Source organism: Arcticibacter tournemirensis, assembly GCF_006716645.1.
Taxonomy (GTDB): Bacteria; Bacteroidota; Bacteroidia; order Sphingobacteriales; family Sphingobacteriaceae; genus Arcticibacter; species Arcticibacter tournemirensis.
This window is the reverse complement of the sequence record NZ_VFPL01000001.1, coordinates 2,849,355-2,868,000: the sequence shown is the minus strand read 5'-3', so window position 1 is coordinate 2,868,000 and position 18,646 is coordinate 2,849,355. Positions and strand designations below refer to the sequence as shown.

At 41.4% G+C, this 18,646-nt stretch carries 22 protein-coding genes; 8 read left to right on the top strand and 14 right to left on the bottom strand.

What is annotated here, in order from left to right; all coding sequences use genetic code 11:
* Positions 1 to 1,776: an AIPR family protein gene (locus BDE36_RS12080; protein WP_141815054.1), complete on the top strand. Its 1,776-nt coding sequence runs from the start codon at positions 1 to 3 to the stop codon at positions 1,774 to 1,776.
* Positions 1,777 to 2,119: 343 nt separating this feature from the next.
* On the opposite strand, the gene BDE36_RS12075 is transcribed toward BDE36_RS12080, so the two are convergent.
* A complete protein-coding gene (locus tag BDE36_RS12075) occupies positions 2,120 to 2,431 on the bottom strand; it encodes a hypothetical protein (RefSeq protein ID WP_141815053.1) in 312 nt (103 codons plus the stop codon).
* Positions 2,432 to 2,563: 132 nt separating this feature from the next.
* Positions 2,564 to 2,995 (bottom strand): DUF5991 domain-containing protein, encoded by a 432-nt coding sequence (locus tag BDE36_RS12070; protein ID WP_141815052.1) that lies wholly within the window; start codon positions 2,993 to 2,995, stop codon positions 2,564 to 2,566.
* 181 nt (positions 2,996 to 3,176) lie between these two features.
* On the opposite strand from BDE36_RS12070, the gene BDE36_RS12065 reads away from it, so the two are divergent.
* The 4 genes from BDE36_RS12065 to BDE36_RS23715 all read left to right on the top strand — a co-directional run bounded on the left by BDE36_RS12065 (position 3,177) and on the right by BDE36_RS23715 (position 5,149).
* The gene (locus tag BDE36_RS12065) at positions 3,177 to 3,356 is read left to right on the top strand and encodes a hypothetical protein (RefSeq protein ID WP_141815051.1); all 180 of its coding nucleotides are present in this window, start codon (positions 3,177 to 3,179) and stop codon (positions 3,354 to 3,356) included.
* Positions 3,357 to 3,935: 579 nt separating this feature from the next.
* The gene (locus BDE36_RS12060; RefSeq protein WP_141815050.1) at positions 3,936 to 4,184 is read left to right on the top strand and encodes a hypothetical protein; all 249 of its coding nucleotides are present in this window, start codon (positions 3,936 to 3,938) and stop codon (positions 4,182 to 4,184) included.
* A gap of 6 nt (positions 4,185 to 4,190) precedes the next feature.
* Entirely contained in the window at positions 4,191 to 4,412 is a 222-nt protein-coding gene (locus BDE36_RS24345) for a type II toxin-antitoxin system RelE/ParE family toxin (protein WP_420837440.1), read from the top strand.
* A gap of 563 nt (positions 4,413 to 4,975) precedes the next feature.
* Positions 4,976 to 5,149 carry a hypothetical protein gene (locus BDE36_RS23715; protein WP_161987613.1) on the top strand — a complete coding sequence of 58 codons (174 nt, stop codon included), beginning with the start codon at positions 4,976 to 4,978 and terminating at the stop codon, positions 5,147 to 5,149.
* A 122-nt stretch (positions 5,150 to 5,271) separates the two neighbouring features.
* On the opposite strand, the gene BDE36_RS12050 is transcribed toward BDE36_RS23715, so the two are convergent.
* The 3 genes from BDE36_RS12050 to BDE36_RS12045 are packed head-to-tail and all read right to left on the bottom strand — an operon-like array spanning position 5,272 to position 7,025.
* A complete protein-coding gene (locus BDE36_RS12050) occupies positions 5,272 to 5,919 on the bottom strand; it encodes an LURP-one-related family protein (RefSeq protein WP_202618206.1) in 648 nt (215 codons plus the stop codon).
* A gap of 45 nt (positions 5,920 to 5,964) precedes the next feature.
* Entirely contained in the window at positions 5,965 to 6,141 is a 177-nt protein-coding gene (locus BDE36_RS23710) for a hypothetical protein (protein ID WP_161987612.1), read from the bottom strand.
* A 5-nt stretch (positions 6,142 to 6,146) separates the two neighbouring features.
* Entirely contained in the window at positions 6,147 to 7,025 is an 879-nt protein-coding gene (locus BDE36_RS12045) for an RpnC/YadD family protein (RefSeq protein WP_141815048.1), read from the bottom strand.
* Positions 7,026 to 7,373: 348 nt separating this feature from the next.
* Between BDE36_RS12045 and BDE36_RS12040 the strand changes: the two genes are divergently transcribed.
* Positions 7,374 to 7,829: an amino acid ABC transporter substrate-binding protein gene (locus BDE36_RS12040; RefSeq protein ID WP_141815047.1), complete on the top strand. Its 456-nt coding sequence runs from the start codon at positions 7,374 to 7,376 to the stop codon at positions 7,827 to 7,829.
* Between the two features lie 57 nt (positions 7,830 to 7,886).
* Here the strand turns inward: BDE36_RS12040 and BDE36_RS12035 are convergent, their stop codons facing one another.
* From BDE36_RS12035 to BDE36_RS12010, 6 genes are all read right to left on the bottom strand, one after another.
* The gene (locus BDE36_RS12035) at positions 7,887 to 8,390 is read right to left on the bottom strand and encodes a PH domain-containing protein (RefSeq protein WP_141815046.1); all 504 of its coding nucleotides are present in this window, start codon (positions 8,388 to 8,390) and stop codon (positions 7,887 to 7,889) included.
* Between the two features lie 48 nt (positions 8,391 to 8,438).
* A complete protein-coding gene (locus BDE36_RS12030) occupies positions 8,439 to 8,846 on the bottom strand; it encodes a hypothetical protein (RefSeq protein WP_141815045.1) in 408 nt (135 codons plus the stop codon).
* 228 nt (positions 8,847 to 9,074) lie between these two features.
* Positions 9,075 to 9,443: a DUF4180 domain-containing protein gene (locus tag BDE36_RS12025; protein ID WP_141815044.1), complete on the bottom strand. Its 369-nt coding sequence runs from the start codon at positions 9,441 to 9,443 to the stop codon at positions 9,075 to 9,077.
* 391 nt (positions 9,444 to 9,834) lie between these two features.
* The gene (locus BDE36_RS12020) at positions 9,835 to 10,710 is read right to left on the bottom strand and encodes an Rpn family recombination-promoting nuclease/putative transposase (protein WP_141815043.1); all 876 of its coding nucleotides are present in this window, start codon (positions 10,708 to 10,710) and stop codon (positions 9,835 to 9,837) included.
* A 114-nt stretch (positions 10,711 to 10,824) separates the two neighbouring features.
* Positions 10,825 to 13,968 (bottom strand): DUF3427 domain-containing protein, encoded by a 3,144-nt coding sequence (locus BDE36_RS12015; RefSeq protein ID WP_141815042.1) that lies wholly within the window; start codon positions 13,966 to 13,968, stop codon positions 10,825 to 10,827.
* A 46-nt stretch (positions 13,969 to 14,014) separates the two neighbouring features.
* On the bottom strand, positions 14,015 to 14,560 hold the full coding sequence (locus BDE36_RS12010; protein WP_141815041.1) for a DMP19 family protein: 546 nt from the start codon (positions 14,558 to 14,560) through the stop codon (positions 14,015 to 14,017).
* 179 nt (positions 14,561 to 14,739) lie between these two features.
* On the opposite strand from BDE36_RS12010, the gene BDE36_RS12005 reads away from it, so the two are divergent.
* Entirely contained in the window at positions 14,740 to 15,237 is a 498-nt protein-coding gene (locus tag BDE36_RS12005) for a DUF4332 domain-containing protein (protein WP_141815040.1), read from the top strand.
* Positions 15,238 to 15,796: 559 nt separating this feature from the next.
* Here the strand turns inward: BDE36_RS12005 and BDE36_RS12000 are convergent.
* Positions 15,797 to 16,090, bottom strand: a complete 294-nt coding sequence (locus tag BDE36_RS12000; RefSeq protein WP_150309385.1) for a Fic family protein — start codon at positions 16,088 to 16,090, stop codon at positions 15,797 to 15,799.
* A gap of 721 nt (positions 16,091 to 16,811) precedes the next feature.
* Between BDE36_RS12000 and BDE36_RS11995 the strand changes: the two genes are divergently transcribed.
* Positions 16,812 to 17,045: a hypothetical protein gene (locus BDE36_RS11995; RefSeq protein ID WP_128768818.1), complete on the top strand. Its 234-nt coding sequence runs from the start codon at positions 16,812 to 16,814 to the stop codon at positions 17,043 to 17,045.
* A 117-nt stretch (positions 17,046 to 17,162) separates the two neighbouring features.
* Here BDE36_RS11995 and BDE36_RS11990 read toward each other — a convergent pair whose 3' ends face one another.
* Complete coding sequence (locus BDE36_RS11990) at positions 17,163 to 17,732, bottom strand: Crp/Fnr family transcriptional regulator (RefSeq protein ID WP_128768817.1); 570 nt, start codon at positions 17,730 to 17,732, stop codon at positions 17,163 to 17,165.
* 6 nt (positions 17,733 to 17,738) lie between these two features.
* A complete protein-coding gene (locus tag BDE36_RS11985) occupies positions 17,739 to 18,551 on the bottom strand; it encodes an oxidoreductase (RefSeq protein ID WP_141815038.1) in 813 nt (270 codons plus the stop codon).
* Positions 18,552 to 18,646: the final 95 nt, after the last annotated feature.

The following is an 18,646-nucleotide window of genomic DNA, read 5'->3' as shown; positions in this document are numbered from 1 at the left end:
ATGGAACAGCATGAACTAAACAGGTTTTATACAGAACTATTACAGGATATTCGTTCAGAACAACTTTCAAACGAGGAAGGAGGTTCTTTAGAACAGTTATTTACTACTCACGCTATTGCTCTTCTAACTGAAGGCGGGGAAACAGCAGATGTTAGAATTTCTTTCCATGAAAGTATCATACCGAGAAACCGCCACAAGATCAATGCTTACGCTATTGCGGATAATTATGAAACCCTAGATCTTTTTGTTACAGTATTTAAGTGCACAGAAAAACCTTCACGGATACAGAAATCGGATATTGATAATGCAGCAAAACTATTACTTTCCTTTTTGAAAAAAGCTGATAATAGAGAATATTCGAGCAGTTTAGAAGAATCATCTGAGATATTTGACTTTGCACATACTTTAAATGCTTCAGCAGAACTAAGGGAAAACCTTGTAAGAATAAATATATATATCTTAACTGACGGTATTTACAACGGAGAGATCCCTTCACAAAAAGAATTAAACGAGATCCCTGTTTTTTTCAGAGTAATTGGTTTGAATTATCTTTTCAATATTTCTGAGAAAGAATATGTTCCTATTGAAATTGATTTTGAAGAGGACGGTTTTGAAGTACCGTGTATTAAAGCGGATATAGATAATCCTGAATATCAGTCTTACTTAGCTTTAATCCCAGGGCATGCACTTGTCTCAGTTTATGAGCAATATGGAGCCCGGTTACTAGAACAAAACGTGAGGTCTTTTCTACAATTCACTGGAAAAATAAATAAAGGAATACGAAATACCATACTGAAAGAACCGCATATGTTCCTGGCTTTTAACAATGGTATTGCAGCTACTGCCGACGATTTAAAGCTAAAAAAGACAGAAAAGGGATATTTGATAGAATCTGTAAAAGATCTTCAGATTGTAAATGGAGGACAAACAACAGCATCTATATACCACACTTGGAAGAAGGATAAGGCGGATATAAAAGATATCGTCATTCAAGTTAAGCTGAGTATAATAAAAGACAAGAATAATTTTTCGGAAATTGTGAGCCGTATTGCTGAATATGCCAATACTCAGAATAAAGTTTCTATATCTGACCTTAGTTCTAATACACCGTTTCATATTGAACTTGAAAAATTATCCAGAAATATATGGGCTCCACCTGTCAGTGGTCAATCTCATCAGACAAGATGGTTTTATGAAAGAGCAAGAGGTCAATACAGAAATGCACGGTCTCGGGAAGGAACTACAAAAACAAAACTGAAAGCGTTTGATCTTAAAAACCCTAAAAAGCAGCTTTTTACGAAAGAAGAGCTGGCAAAGTTTATAAATACATGGAACGAAGTGTATCAGAAAGACACATTGGTAATTGGCCCTCATATTGTGGTTAGGGGTAGTCAGAAAAACTATGCGCAATTTATTATGCATAATATACCTGAAAATCTTGAAAATAAATATTTTGAAGAGACGATAGCAAAAGCTATTTTATTCAGAACAGCCGAAAAATTATATGGTAGAAAACCAAGTTCTATCGGAGATATGCGATTTATTACTGTTCCCTATGCACTCACTCTACTTTCTTTAAAAAATCGAAATTCTATAGATCTTAATGAAATATGGAAAAAGCAGACTATTCCCGATACTCTTCAAGACTCTATTTATAACTTGATGACTCAGGTTGAGCAGTTTATTAAACAAAATGCACCAGGCGCACTTTATGGAGAGTGGGCAAAAAAAGAGGATTGCTGGATCGCTGTAAAAGAAAATCTGAATGTTGTTTAGGTGGAGATTCCGGAGAAGCATCTCCGGTGTCTCCAGTTTAGGAACCGTCATTGTTCTGCGAGTCGTTCCCGTATATTATGAGTGAATACATAGGTGTCCAAAATAAATTTGGGGGCACAAAAAACACAGTAAGAGACGATTAATGTATCAATCTGTCAACCGGAAGAAATTAAGCGTATCTGTTTGACTAAACCATTAGCCATCGGAAAAAAGTTGACTATTTTATGCTGCAGAACCACTAGATAAAGGGACAATTCACTTCCTCACTCTGTATTCATCGGCCATATATTATAATTTATAACTAGTTTAATTGGAAAATGTTATACAGAGGCCGATATTATGATTAATTAAGGTAAGCAGGTATTTCAAGATCGCGGAGCTTTGAGTCGATGAATTCCATCGTCTTTATGGCTTCGGCAAATGCTTCTTCTTTAGTTGATACATGCGCTGTGTAGGCTCCACTTTCTATACCAATCATGGTGGCAGAACCTTTTATCTGGGTGAAGCTGATTCCGTAAGGGTAATTGAATACACTGCAGTATTCGATTATTACATAGTGGGTTTCGATGGCGTTTACGAACATGTATCCCTGCTCTCCGGTTTCCTCATCGTCGTAGGCTTCAAGAACGGACCAGTTGGATGGAGGATCTGTCATTTTTGAAACGTTTGGTTGTTTTTTGATGAAGTAAATATAACTAATTTTTTTAGTAAAATAAAACCAGTGAGTCGTTTTTTAGGACTTTTAACCTAAAAACGTACAGCATAAAAACGGATATAATCGATGCTATCAACTCTTCTTTTCGAAGTTTACTTTTCCATTCAGGTTGGTATCGACCTGATGAAAAACAGTACTTACCTTCCCTTTTTGATATTTTAAGGTAAGCAAGGGTTCGTTTATGTCAACTTTGTTTTCGTACCAGTTGCTGCCGTTAGTTAAACCTCGGTAATAAATAATAAATGAGTTTCCTTTCTGAACACCCACTAAATCGGCCTCGTAATAGAGCTGAACACCCTCTGCGAGAATGGTGCACCTGTTCATACCTCTGATCTGGCCCTCTATCGTTAAAGTATATTCCCCCTGATCGTAATAATATGACCACTTACCAAGCCAAAACTCCTCTGGTAATTTAATATCTTCATACGTCGTCTTTTGAGATTTTTCTTTTTCGCGGATCAAGAGTTCTTTTTCCTTTCTTATTATCTCTTTTTCTCTCTTCAAAAATTCGTTCTCCTTTTTTATCGAATCAATAGACAATTCAAGATTTTTGCGTTTCGGAGAGTTGCATGATATGAGGACTGGCAAGAGTAGCAGAATATTAAGACGTTTCATTTTGACTTCTACGACCAAAGAACGGTGGTGTTGCAGCGCTGTTAACGATTAAGGTTAACTAAAAGTTGGTATGAGACAAAATATCATCAAAGGAGTACTACTCAACAAAACTGGAAATGTCACTTGTGCCTGGACTTACTCCCGGTTTGGCATGAGCTGCAGCCAGAGCATCTCGTTCAATCAGGCGATAATAAAGATAAGATTGAAGATGGAGATTCCGGAGATGCTGAATTCGAATTATTGGAGGTAATGTTAGTAACGATTGGCCTTGGGCAAATCCACATAATTCGGTAATGGAAGATAGTAAAAAGTGCCCTACCCCTGCTCTGACCCGCATCTGAGACCTTGCAATATTGCCCTCGTTAAGCTGTCGCAATCCTGCCGTTCAACTTCGCTGCCGATCGAAGATGTACCGCAGCATTACGATATCATTACGGAGGCCGCTCAAATCACTATCAGAGTCGGGCCAGAAGTCAATTGTTCTCCCAGGAGTTAATATTGCTATTTTCTGTTTACAACAGCACGGCATCTGTTGTTAAGTGGAATTCATTCCCTCTTTTTATAAACTTCCCGCTCAGAAACTCCGTAGAAGAACCTTGCATGGTACTTTCAAGCATGCTGAACGTAGCGTCAGCCTTCCAGTGGCCAATACAGTAAGTGGTGTCGCCGATTTTAAACTCCCAACTTTCAACTGCTGCATTTTTATGCCTTATGGCTCCGGCTTATTTCCCGCACCATTGGTGCGAGTTTTTCATTTTGACGATGTATTCTCTGTCTTTAATTGGATAGCCAGATATTATTTTCTAGCTTTGATAGAAAGCGGAACAGTATGAGTACTTTAGAGCTACAGCGACTTTTGATACATCGTATTTCTGAAATCAACGATATGGCATTTCTGAGCGCCATTAAAACCATATTGGACGCAAAAGCAAATACCATTATGTTTACGCTTACGCCAGAGCAGCAGGAAGACATTTCGATTTCCCGCAGTGAAATAAAACAGGGCTTGTTTATAACGCAGGCTGATTTAGATCTGGAAATGGATGCATGGCTAAAAAACGATAATTTGGTCACATAAGCGAAAATAAAGCTTTATGAGATCATGGAGTTTTATGCAGAGCGTAATCATAACAGGATATATTCTATTAAACTTTATAAAAACTTCACTAAAAGTCTCAACCTTTTGTTAAAGCACCCCGATCTCGGCATTAAGACAAGCGAGGAAGCAGTACGGGGGTTGATTGTACTTGATTATATACTTTTTTATGAAATAATCGGCAACGATATTGTTGTCCATACGGTGTAGGCAAGCAAACAGAATCTAGACGATCTTATCATTCAATAACACTTGTCGATCGAAGAGCTTGGGAAGAGCACCCAAATAAATCATGTTACAGGTTCTGAAAATTTTGTCCAGGTAAGGTAAAAAGAAAGAAGAAGGCAGCTTCTTTAATCCTGTTTTCAGCGAATAATCTCGTTGCCGAAATTGGCTTTTTTCTAGGTGATCTGCAATTACTTCCTTTTCAATATCAACATCGGTATGGAGCAAATCCACATAATTCGCCAATGGAAGATGGTAAAAAGTGCCCTACCCCTGTTCTGACTCGCATCTGAGACCCTGCAATATCACCTTCATTAAGCTTCCGTAATGTTGCCGTTCAAACTCGCTGCCGATCGAAGATGTACCGCAGCATTACGATATCATTACGGAGGCCGTTCAAATCACTATCAGAGCCGGGCCAGAAGCCAACGCCAACGCTGTCAAAGTTTCAATATAGCAATCGAACCGTTCAGGGTACAACCATACAAAGCTGGATAAGGCGTAATGGGGATTTAAGGCAAATCCGTATCCTTCAATCTACGATTCCTATGAATACCATAGTAGAACTTACAGATATTGAAACAGGAAGGGTAACAGACCGTATGCCTGAGGAAATTGGACGACTGGCTTCTACACCGGAAGCTGTGCGGAGTATTGCATATATTCAAACATCTTTGGATGAAGCTTTCACAATACAAAAACGTTTTTTTGAAAACAGATAAGCTTTAAAGGTTAATAAGACATGGACAATATGGCTGATCAACTCAAAAACGGTAAATTCTCTAAAATCTGTCATTCACCCTCAGCAACGAAAAAAACAACACAATTAAATAAAAACGGGCGATTACCCTCTCCGACGCTCCAGCAAGATCATCATCATCAGTCCAAGCAGGATCCGCTCGCCATCGCGCGGATCTATCTCCGCCAGCTGGTCCACTTTGAATTTCCTTCCGAAGAACGACGATTCTTTTGACAAGCGCGCAACAGGCGTTCCCTGTGCATTGGTAACAGCATACCTGGGATGAAATAAATAGCCGGTAAACAGCCCTATTAAGGGGACCTCCGAGAGTAAGGAATCGAAAACCTTCGCCCAGGGGTTTTCTTCACGAATGTTGAAATCGAGATTCTTGCCCGGGTCAAAGATCTGATAGCTGGCTTTCCAGATCGATTTCATTCCCCTCCTGCCTACACTGCCGACCGGCACGTCTTTAACGTCAGAAAAAGCATAGCTTGCATTGAAGTCTATCCAACGGTCTGCCTTAATCTGATAAAGGAGTTCCGTCCTGCTCTCATCAGAATAGATCATGATGGCTTCTTTAAGCTTAAACATCTTTTGGCGGACATAAGCTATCGTTCGGCCGGAGGCATCAATGGCCATAAAATCGTTAGCCAGTGTTCCGATCCTGAACCGGAATGAGATTGGAAATTCAAGCTTTGTCACTTCAATGCGGGCAGCATTTTGCTGATCTAAGATGTGGCTTCGTTCAGTCATAACTATATTTTACGAGCTAAATATAGCATTCATTCCTGAAAAGAATCACGGTGCGGTACCTTTTGCGATATCTCCAATAAGAACACCCTGCTTCTTAAACTCCCGTGCGATATTGCGTTTCTCTTCAAGCATTTTATCCTCGGCCCTGGCAAGGTCTTTTTCTGCACCTCTTTTGAAGAGAAAATCTTTCACTTCCCTGAAAAACTGACTTACTGTTTGCAAAGGTTTTAGGCTTTGTCTAATGAAGCTCGTACTTCCTTAACAAACTCTACAGTGGTACCAGTTGCTTTTGCGGCCTGCTCATCGGAAAAATGAAATTCGCTAATAAGATTGGCTACTACCTCATGTGATTTCTTTTCTAAACCTTTTTCCAGACCTTTTTCTAAGCCTTTTTCTAAGCCTTTGCTTTCGCCCCTGCGAAAAAGAAAATCTCTCTCTTCTTTAAAGAATTTGCTTACTGCTTCCATAACTCGCTCAAATTGTGGTTCTATGCTGCGACGTAACTGTACAAAGATACGTAATTGCTTGAAATATCTGCTTTCTGCGAAATCACTCTCTTTGCCTCCTCTGATATCTTCTACGATCTCTTTAACAACCGAATAACTATCGTTGTTGGCAAAATCTGCCAGGATGGCCAGCATCTTCACTTCCGGGTTTGCGGCATTCAAAAACAGCCTGTAATTTATGGAAGAAATCTCCAATAGTTCGTAACTGAATTTAAGCCTGTCTGTATGGAGAGATTTTGCCATCAAAGGTTTCTTGTCGCGAAGAAAGATCACATATTGCCGCACAGGGAGGTGATATCGACGCATGAGCATAATGTAATACTCAGCCATTCGGAATACCATCTCATCCTCGTCTTCTACCTGGAACTCCATATGAAGCAGGAAGGTTTCGCCGCTTACGGTAGTGATCTTCTTAAGAGCGTCGGGCTTTCGCTCTTTGGTATGCTGAACATCATCGGGTAACTCTTCACTCTCTGCCACTTCAATACCCAAAACTTCCCTGATAAAGACAGGCAGGGTTACTTCAAGGTTTTCACGCAAGACCTTATCGTATTGTCCCGATTGTCTCGGTCCCGTATTTTTACTACCACTCTCAGACATATATGGTAATTGATTTTGGTAATACAATAATAAAAACTATCGATCCGGCAGGAAAATGATCTTGATCACAAACAGCCGAAAGAACTGTAGCTATTCACCGAAGGTTAGATTTAGTCGAACCATCACGTTGTAAAAGTCATCTGTGTTCGATAAGTTTATTAATTTTAACTACATGTAAATCTAAGGGAAATGAGTACTTTTAGGACAACAAGCAGACTAAATCTATTGCTAAAAGGAGAATTAAAATATCGGGTATTTGTCATCTTCTCCTTGCTGATACTTTTAAGTTCGTTCCGGCCTGATTCGCTTTATGACTTTCGATCTGTTTACCTGCGGGATTTAAATGAAATGCATACAGAACACGGCGTTTCAATGAGCGATAGAGTAAAAATCTTCAGGCAATTCCTCACGCCACCGCTTTCAAAGTTTCACTATAGCAATCGAACCGTTCAGGGTACAACCATACAAAGCTGGATTAGGCACAATGGGGATTTAAGGCAAATCCGCATCCTTCAATCTACGATCCCTATTGATACCATAGTAGAACTTACAGATATTGAAACAGGAAGGGTAACAGACCGTATACCGGTAAAGGGTGACTTTCACTTTAAGGTATACGTTTTTGACAAACAAAGCTCTCCGCATCGATTGATATATATTACTTCCCCTAATTCGGGCCTTCAATACTTTCTCATTGATGGAAAATCTGATGGCCCATTAAGGGAATTTATTGACGTTGGTATTGATGAAGCTTTGGAAAAGTTGCGGAAAGAAGTCATCAAGGCTTCAGGCATTCACATTTGAGCCATTAAATAATGGAGCGTTTTAAAAAGGAGTAAATATTATAAGCTACAGTTTCTGCTATTCAAACAAAGCACTTGCTATAACCCGTTTCTTTTTCTCAATCAAAACTCCGCGCATTGTTTTCATAACTTCTTCTACCTTGGATGCCAGTAAACAGGTAAAAGTAAACTGCTCGCCACTTTTCATCATTATCTTAGCATAATGATAATCTTCAAAGGGCAGCAATCTTATAAAACCCTTTCTATGCCATACAGGCGGCATATAAAGTACTACTTTTTCAACGTCATTAAATGAAACAGGCTGTCCGTCATTAAATGTAATAGTCTTGCTCAATGTATCGATATCTACGGTATCATGCTTATTAGCTGTATAGTATTCAATATGAAGAAAAAAGGCTGGCAACATAGAGATCAGATAAGTTACACCTAATATTACGAGAACACCATCCTGATTATCAGTTAAGCAGTAAAAATAGAAAATCATCGCAATTAACAACACATGGCCAATAATGGCTGATTCTAAGACCATAAAATGCTTTTTGACGGTGACTATATATTTCATCTAACCTATTTTTTTAAACTCAGCCATTTTTCATAGTATTAATATATTTTAGGTTAGTACTCCGTAAAGCACCGCTGAAATGAAAGCAGCTAATGCAACGCTGGCAGAATAAATAAATGCCAACTTTTCCGGCGGAGAAGGATACTTCTGTATAATTACCTTGTACCTGTTTTTATGAAAGATTAGAAAATAGTTTAGAACTGCAAAAGGAAGGGCAAACTCCATTGTAAAAGCAATAAAACTGTCTATTAAAGTGCCCGGGAAGATATCAATCTGAAACTGTGGAATATTCAAAACATTAAAATATTTCACCCAGAGAAGGATCGTCCAGAAACCCAAAGCATTTATCCATGTATTGTATAAAAAAACGGTTATCTTCCAATCGCGTCTCTTAGGGTGATATTTCTTAAAACTAAGAATCGAATCTGCCCATATCAAATAATAAACGTTTCTCATTTCTGGTTATTAATAAAACCAGTGATTATCATTCGCTCCATATCCATGTGTTAACATAGTGCCATGGGGCTGTTGCAAATCACAATCTAAATAACCATCCCCTTCGAGGAACATAACAACACTGCAACATGCTTCAGCCACGACTTCAAATATAGCTGTAAAAGAATTATTAAATATAGTCGGGATCAGAACCGAAAATATGGGATGCAATTGTAATACCGTAATCGCTCATGATATTGTAATAGAGATTTTCTTCAAAGCTTCCTCCACGGAGCTTAGAAAATTGATATGACCGGTTTTGTTACTTTCATAAATAAAGTCGCAGATGGTTTTTGCCTTGTAAGATGAAAAATCGCCTATGATGGCAAGCTTTACGCGGTAGTTGGAGAACTTCTGAAGAATTTCACCGGCGATACCGGTTTTTAAATCAAAAAAATCGGGAGTAATATTCTGCTCCCGGATAATTATTCCGTCGAATCCCTGATAATAAAGATCGCCCAGCAGATCGAGAGCGTCTTCGGCTCTTTCAATAAAAACACCGTCTCCTCCTACTTCTGCTATCTTTTTATTATTTATGATATGACTGTTTACATTCATATTCAAATTAAGCGAAATTTCTGATAATAAGTTTGTGTGGACATTCTGAAGTCGCAGTCTGTTATTACCGGAGGTATAGCATTTTTAGGAACGGACAGGACGACATCCGGTGCAAGGCGAATAAACTTATGACGGTAAAAAACAAAAAAGCCGCGGAAGGGGCGGCTAATATTCTCTTGGGATATTGATTATAACTTTTCTATTTCTTCAATAGACAAACCGGTCGCTTTAGAAATTTTATTTATCGGAACACCCAGCTTCACTAATTCACGAGCAATCTCATATTTTTTTTCTATTCTGCCTTCTTACCGGCCTTTTTCTCTAAATAGGCAAACGCATTCTGCGTATCCCATTTTTTCGTATTGTGTGTTTCCATAGGTTCTCAAGAGATTTACAACCCCTGAATTTCTTCAGGAGATAATCCTGTAAATTTGCTAATCTGAGCGACCGACAAACCGTCAGCTTTCATTGCCCTGGCAATATTGCGTCTTTCTTCAAGCATTTTTGCTTGTTCTTCTTCCCGTACCCGCTTTTCTACATAAGCAAACGCATTTTGACTATCCCATTTTGCCTTTAAACTTGCTTCGTATGCCATACGTTCCTCCGTTGTTAATTTCGATACCTCTGCTATACTGAAGATTTTCTGAAAAACCCGCTTATCTAAAAATGTCGGCAACCTGTCCATTTTGTGCATATGCTTGAGCAGGTACATCCATTTGTCGCGGTAGCTTTCCAGCTGATGCTCTTCCTTTACAAAGTTACTCAATTCCAGAAATTTAAAACCCAGTTTGTTGTAAAATTGTTTACCTGTGATTTTATCCGCAAGGGCAATATCGTAAAAATACTGTTCTTTTTCGTTATCATCCATCCTGAACTCAAGAACGCCGATAAGGTAAACGGCAGGCAGTTCGTACTGGTTCGATTCTCCTCCTTTTGACAGGAGTCGATGAATGAGCCTCGACGTGTAATAAAGCGCCCTGTCCCTGAAAAATTCCTGTCTGACACGTTGCATCTCGATGATGAAGTGCTCATTGTTACGGCCCCGGCAGTTAAGGTCAAACATAACCCGTTTGTCAGCCGGGACGTCACCGTCGTGCTCCGTCGGTGTATATTCCAGATCTTCTATGTACCTCTCTCCATCAAACAGGTCGTTGAGAAATTCTATCAGAATCTCTTTTCGGGGTTCTGATGCGAAGTAGAAGCGGAAGCCGTAGTCAGTAAGTGGGTCGATGAATTTGGTGGTTATAGGCTGGTCAGAATGGTTCATACCCAAAGTTACAATTTCCTGTTTTTGAAGAAAATAAATAACGACTTTTTTCAAAAATGACTTTTCGAAAAAATGCACAGATATGAAATTCCAGAGATCGTTTTTCCTTCTCAATCACCCCACCGCCAACTTCCCACTTTCTTTCCATAAATATGCGGGCATAGGCTCAGCTAACCGCCATTCTATATTCATGGGCTTGGCTCCGGTAGAGCTTTTAAAATTTGCTTCTCCCAGGAAAACGTATGACAGGGTAAAACCATATTCGTCGTCATTCTGCTCTCTGACAAAGAGTAAAATTTTTCTGCCGGTAGTCTGCTGACTGATATAGGCTTTCCCGGAAGGGTTTTCTGCTGATGCCCGATTCTGGCTCTGCCAGTGAAACAGGCTTTCGTTAATAGCATAGTCTTCGTACAGCGTAGTCGGAGAGTACTCTTTTTCTGTCTTCTTAAGGGTAACGAAGAGGGCTTCTGCGTTTACTTGTTTGTTATAGGCTACTCCTTCCCTGTTTGAGCTTGCCTTTTCAAACTGATGGAGCCCTAATGCTGCCAGAATCTGGTCTCTATTATACCTGCTGTGTATCTTCAACGGGAAGGAGAATCCGAGATCGATGTCCTTTTCAATAAAATCGACTCTTGAAATCAGAAGGTCGATTACTTCCTGCAGTTCTTCAAGCATTACCGGATTGTTTCTCAATTGCTGCATACTCTCCTGTAACGACTGAAAGCCCAGGGCCTCTCCCCCCTTTTGCCAAACATCATAATGGAACATCAGGAGCAAGAGTTCTTCTGCCTGGCTGCTTATCCCGTAATTGAAGTTACTGGTGATGAGATTTTCTATAAACGTGAGATAGCTTATAGAATTGCATTGCAGGAGCCTTCGGCTGATGCAGGATGTAATGGCCTTTTCGTTGGGTTCGGTAAAGCCATCGATCACCCCTGCGTCTGCACATAACCTTTTCCAGCTTCCTCTTTTGTAAAGCAGGGGAAGTTCTATATGGTTGATTTCAAGGAAATTCTTCAAATTTAAGGGCAGTGTGCTTTGGTATCGGAAGTTCTGGATCTTTTTGATTAACTGATTCCGGTTAAAGCCTACGGCCGCCTTGATGTTACTGAGGATAATTTCTTTGGCCCGCTTTTCGAGAATAATGGAACAACCTAAGGGCAAATGCGGAAAGTCGTCGGACACTTCTTTTAGGATAGAGGTATGGGTCTTCCCTACCAGCGCACGGAATTTTTGTTCAAAATCGTATTCTGGCCTGGCATTGCCTACAAAGTCGAGTACGGTAAGGCATTCCTTCCCTTCGGAAAGCCGTAGTCCTCTTCCTAATTGCTGCAGGAAGATGGTTAAACTTTCGGTAGGCCGCAGGAACAGTACGGTATCGATCTCGGGAATGTCTACTCCTTCGTTAAAGATATCGACTACAAAAAGATAGTTGATTTCTTTGTTCTGCAGTTTCCGGCGTACTTCGTCACGATTGGAATTTCCGTTATTGCTCACCAGGTAATCGGCTTTTAATCCCCGAATGACCAGCTTCTCGGCCATAAAACGGGCATGTTCCTGGCTTACGCAAAAACCTAAAGCTCGTACATCGGAAATATCGCTGAGGTATTTATCGCAGTTATGGACGATCTCGTTTACGCGCCGGTCGTCTTCGGTATAGAGACGGGTGAGCTCATTGACTTCGTATTTTCCCTGGCGCCAGTTGACATGCGAAAGGTCGATGGTATCGCTCACCGCAAAGTATTGAAATGGCGACAGCAGCTTCCTGTTTAGTGCTTCGGGCAGGCGGATTTCGGCGGCAATAGTATGGTCGAAATCTTTGAGAATATCTTCTCCGTCCATCCGTTCGGGCGTGGCGGTGAGCCCTAAGAGGATTTTGGGTTCGAACTTTTGAAGTACGGGCCGGTAACTGCTGGCTGCAATATGGTGTACTTCGTCGATAATGATGTAATCGTAAAAACGGGTATCGAGGGGCAGGCTGTCAATACGATTGCTGAGGGTTTGCACGGAGGCGAACAGATATTCGTAATTATCGGGCTCTTGTCCGTCGCCCCAGAATTCTCCGAAGTTGGCGTCGCGCAGCACATGTCTGAAGGTTTCGCGGGCCTGATCGAGAATTTCCTTGCGGTGGGCTACAAAAAGCAGCCGGGCACGCAGGTTTTGCTCTTTGAACCGTTTGTAGTCGAAGGCGGAAATGACGGTTTTACCAGTTCCGGTGGCGGCTACAATGAGATTTCTGTAGCGCCCATGGACCTGCCGCTCTGCCTGCAGCTTTTCGAGTACCTCCTTTTGATGCTCGAAGGGATTGAGATCGAAAAAGGTGGCGATGGTTGCGGTGTCTCTGCTTTGCTGGCTTTTTAGGGCCTTGCGCAGCTTGTCTTTATCTTGTCCGGGCCGGTAAGTTTCAAAATCGCGGTCGAGCCAGTAGGTCTCGAAGATCTTTTGAAACTTGTCGGTAATATGACCGATCTCCTTCGTGGTGATCTTCAGGTTCCACTCGAGTCCTTTGGTTAATGCCGACAATGACATGTTGGACGAGCCGATATAGGCGGTATGGAACCCGGTGTTTCGTTTAAAGAGGTAGGCCTTGGCATGAAGCCGCTCGTGCTGCGAGTTGTAAGAGACCTTTATTTCTGTGTTGGGAAGCGATGCCAGATACTCCACTGCCTTGGTTTCTGTAACGCCCATATAGGAGCTTGTGATTACGCGAAGGCTGCGTCCGCTCTGTGTGAATTCTTCGAGTTCTTTGGCGAAGACTCTGATGCCTGTAAAGCGGATGAAGGATACCAGCCAGCAGATCTCGTCGGCAGAGAGGATTTCTTTGCGTAATTCTGCTTCGAGAGGCAGCCCAATGTTGTTCCCGGTGAATAGTTCGCTTTGGCTCAGCCTGGTATAGGGTGTTATCTGCTTAATCCTCTCTTCGATGTTGGAATAGGGAAAATTCTCTTTCCTGAAGATGGCTTCAAGCAGTTTTCCCTGACTCTCTATGAGGTTCTCGTTCAGGTCTAACCTGGGTAGTTCCTGCATCAGCAGCTGTATGATTTTGTTGCTGAGCTCGATCTGCTTGCCAAGGCTGCTTTCGTCTTTATACTCTGATAATGCAAACTTGATGGTTTCCGCCAGATACGTGCTTAAATACCGGGCGGCTTCTTCCCTATCGAGTATGCTGCTTTTAATGTAATACTGCTCCTGCAGCTGCGTTTCCAGCTTATTGGCGAGCAGTTTTGTGATGAGTTGTTCGTAGAGTCCTTCCTCCATTTATAAGGTCGTGTAGATTCAAAGGTATTGGTTTTGGGGGAGACTTTCAGCAGGAATCGTCGGGGCAATCGCTGAAATCTTGTTTATGGGTTCTTATGAAGTGAATAAGAATCGCAGTGAGGTCTTCTTTGCTATATAGCTGGTAGAATTGCCTGTCTAACTCATTTAAGGGGTTGTCGTTATATGATCTGCTGAAACCTTCAATTGTGCCGTCCTGTTGACAGGTTATCTTATCGTAATAATCTTCATATGTCATGTTTGCTTTTACCACAAGCTGCGAGAACTTGTTTGCTCCTACATGAGAGAGTGCTTGTGGCGCCAGATGTGCATACTTTCCCACCGGATTAAAATAGAACTGGTTAAAGCCTCCGTTATTTACTTCGGCTTGTAAATGCCAAATCACATAGATTGCCTGTCTTGACTTCGATAGTGAAGACACTGCTTGGTACTCGTCGTCTGCGAGTGATTTTATCTTCTCACGAATATTACGGAAAACAACTTGAATCAGACGGCTATCAGAGGTTTTATCAATCTTGCTGATTGTTAAATAAAGGTACTCGGATGGATGAAGCGACGTTGGAAGGATGCGCATACTCAAATTAACAAAATTTCTGATTATAAGTATGCTCCAAAGTTATACACCAATGATATCTTCTTTCCTTGCAAGCATAACTGATCGAATTCAGATCTGCAAAGTCATGCTAATACCTTTGTTAATTCAATAAGTATTTACATTTTTTTCACAACTTTGTTTTCAAGACCCTACAGATCATGAAAAAGACGGTTGATTATAAACTTACAGCGGCAGAGAAACAGGCGCTGAAGGCGCAGAGGATTACGCAGAAACAGATGCAGGAGATGGCTCCGGATGAGGTGGCTGCCGCCCTGCAGGCTTCCTCCGAACGGATCCGCGAGCTACAGGCGCTGGCTGAATTTCAGCGCATTCCTTCGCTGGGGGTCAACTTCGCGGAAGAACTGATCGCCCAGGGCTATTATTCGCTGGAACAGTTGCGGGGCAGGACGGCAGTCGAACTGTTCGACGCTTTCGAGCGGCATGCGGGCGTCTGGGCCGATCCCTGTGTGGAAGATTCCTACCGCCTGCTGGTGCATTTCATCAAGCATGGCGATACCGGCAAACGCTGGTGGGATTTCACGGCAGAACGCAAGGCTTACCGTGCCCGGTACGGCTTCCCGGCCAACCGGCCGTCAAAAGCCTGGTATGAAACCGAAGCTTATCCGAAAATGAAAGCTTATCTGCAAAGCAAGTAGCTTTGAGGTATGAACTAACCGTTTATTTTGAGGCTTCCGGTTGTCAATAGTACTGACATGACCGCCAAATTTCCCTTACAGTATTTATTTATCAAAGGGCTCTCCTTTTACGATGGCGATTCCCTGGATTTACTTTTAGACTGTTGAAGAACTTTTCCTCGGCATCGCTATTATAGCCGTCGTTTGCTCCCGTTGCACTGATAGATATAACGCAATTGTCGAAAATTATAATCCGGCATATGCTCTTTATATTTGATTCGGAATTAAACAATGTTATCTTGACGCCTGGCTCAGGATAGAAAAAATGGACTTTTTTTAGGGCTATCATAATATCCGATGTTCTGGGATACGACAAGCTTAAATTCGGAAGTATTAATCGTATCAAGCATTTCAGTTGGTGCAGACGGCATCGAAATTGTGCCTATACTATACTTATCGAGATATAAGACCCAATTTTGTGTGCTGCTTGAACATCCAGCAGTTGTGGTTAATGCTAAGAAGATTATTAGGTACCCTTTCCATTGATCAAGCACCTTGCTGTAAACGTGAAAGAGTATTTTTATGAAGTTATCGTCTTTTTTAGCCATGAAGAATATTGCTTGCCTAGTTCTGTCAGCATGTACCGCTGCTTACTCGTTGTTGGATTTTCGGGGTCTAATAAGTTGAGCAGTCCTGCGTCTATTGCCGGATTTAAATATTTGGTCCTGAAATTCTTCCTGTCGGATAATCCAAGTAAATCTTGCAACTCCTGTCTGTTGTGCTCTCCTGTAATTACCGCCAACAAACGTTCGACCTGGGGGGTAACCTGGGGGGTAACCTGGGGGGTAACCTCTCCTGAAGCAGGGAACGACATTCGGACTTTTGGGTAAAACAAAGTAACGAAATATTTAATAAATAATGGATGATAATTATATAAGCTCTTGTAAGCAGCGTTCAACGTTCCCAGGATGCAGCACTGGCGGAATGTCTTTAATATTATTTCGGAAAAGAATGCGCTAAGGCCTCAAAAAAGACAGGTCTCCCCTAATGTCTGCTGCTGCGTAAGCCACACCGTCTCAAAAAGATTAGATTATTACGCCACGCTCCTATCCCCCCATATCTATCTATCTGTGATTTTAATTCTCCTGTAATCGTCTTACCAGTGTTATGTTTGGGTTGGAACGCAGATTGTATTCCGCTGTTTGTACTCGGCTGGACAATACCGGGAATTCTTCGTCAGGGAACTCAACAATGGATTGCGACATTCTGTTCAAAAAGACCATAATAGGACTTCCGGAAACTAACTTCCTTTAGAAAGTAATGCCTGATCTGGCTACATTGAAGATAAAATTCAACATATAATATTTTCTTTCAAGAACTCACAGTCTTCGGCTTTTATCCGGATTCATACCTTTGCTCTGCCTACTCCCCTTTTTTTAGCTGTTGCTTAACAAACTCGATCTTCCATCCATCGTTTTAGTATTTGTTTCATAACATACAATTGATCAGACGGTTTTATATCCCGGCCTGACATTCCACCTGGACACCAGAATAGTGTATGTAAAATTGTCTTAACTTGCAGCCTTTAGACACACATGGAACAACCGTTAGAAGCTCACTTTGAGAACAGGATTTACTATTTCACCATTGAGAACAAGGATACAGAAACAATAATGATAACGATGTATAAGACTGCCTATATCTTTTTAAAGCAGGGCAAGGAATGGAGAAACGCTATATGGAATAAATTGCAAATGAGCTCCGGATTGATAAAGGCAGTAATTGAGGCTATTGAAGCGACCGTTCCCGTTAAACCGGAGGGTGATTGAGAATCCGGCTCTGGTACTCATGATAAGCATTTTCATCTAAAGACTACGAATTGCTTTGAGACGTTGCATGGGGTTCATTATCATTATCGTCATACTTATTTGATGCAAAGATCAAATTTAAATTACTCCTCTTCTTATTCGGCTGAGTGATGACTGTGTTATTCCTAAATATGATGCCAGATAAGAGAGCGGGATTCTGTTCGCCATGGTTGGAAAATCTCTCAAAAAATTCTGGTACCGCTCTTTAGCGTCTTCTGCCATCATCGGGCTGATCCGGTTGATCTTATCAGCCAATCCTTTGGCGGTTACTTTCGAGATGATCGCATCCCATCCAATAATTGTAAGTGAAAGTTCTTCAAGTGATCGTTTAGATAAAACGACATATTCGCAATCGGTGATCGCCTGCAGGTATTCGGTTGAGGGGGTACCCTGGTTGAAATTATGGATATCAGCGATAAAGTGGCCCTCATCCAGGAAATACTTTGTGATTTCATCGCCGTTTTTGTTATAATAACAAACCCGCATTATACCCTTGATCAAAAAGATAACTTCTTTTGGAATCTTTCCGGCCTCCTGATAATATGCGTCCTTTTCGATGCTTTTCAGAAGAGCTTTGCTTTTTATCAGATCGATCTGGTGCTGATTTAATTGGCCGAATTGTAAAAGGTAATCAATCATTTGGTCCATAATACATCATTTCATTTGTGCCATCAACATTTTGTCAAATAGCCTGTCAGGTAACATTTTTCTTAAAAGCAGCATCGGTTTCGCCATAGCGCCGCCTGCATACCTCGCCTTTGGTACTTTTGCTTCAATGCTTTTCCTGATCAGCTTTGCGATGACCAAAGGATCGGAAGAGTTCTTCTCCATATTCTCATACGACCTTTTCAACGCCGCTGCTAATTTACTATATTCTGTGTGGCCAGAAACCCTCATTAGGTCATCGCCGCCAATATCCATCATTCCTGTTTTAGTGCCCCCCGGCTCAACCACAATTACATCAACGCCGAACTGCCTCACCTCGTTACGCAGCGAATCACTTAGTCCTTCTATAGCAAACTTACTGGCGTGATACCAGCAACCCATTGGCAGGCCAACTTTGCCTCCTATTGATGAAAGGTTGACAATTTTCCCAAACTTTTTCTTGCGCATGCCCGGTAATGCGAGTTGAATCAATCGGGCCGCTCCGAATAAATTGATCTCTAATTGGTTTTTTGCCTCTGCTATCGGAACGTCTTCCAGTGCTCCATAAGACCCCAAACCGGCCGAATTAATGAGAATATCTATGCCTCCTGCTTCCGAAGTTATAAGGTTCACGCAACTAACAATACTGTCATCACTGGTAACATCCAACGTCACCGGCTTTACACCATATTCACTTAAAGCTTTTAACCTGTTGATTCTCCGCGCCGCACCATAGACAACATATCCACTTTGTGCAAGCAAAGTTGCAGTTGCCTTACCTATACCCGACGACGCTCCCGTTACTAATACTGTTTTTGCCATGTTCTTTTTAATTTTAATGCAAATCTCCATCTAATCCTAAAAAGAACATTTGCCATTTGGCAAAAACATATATTCGCGTACGGAAAAATAGCAGC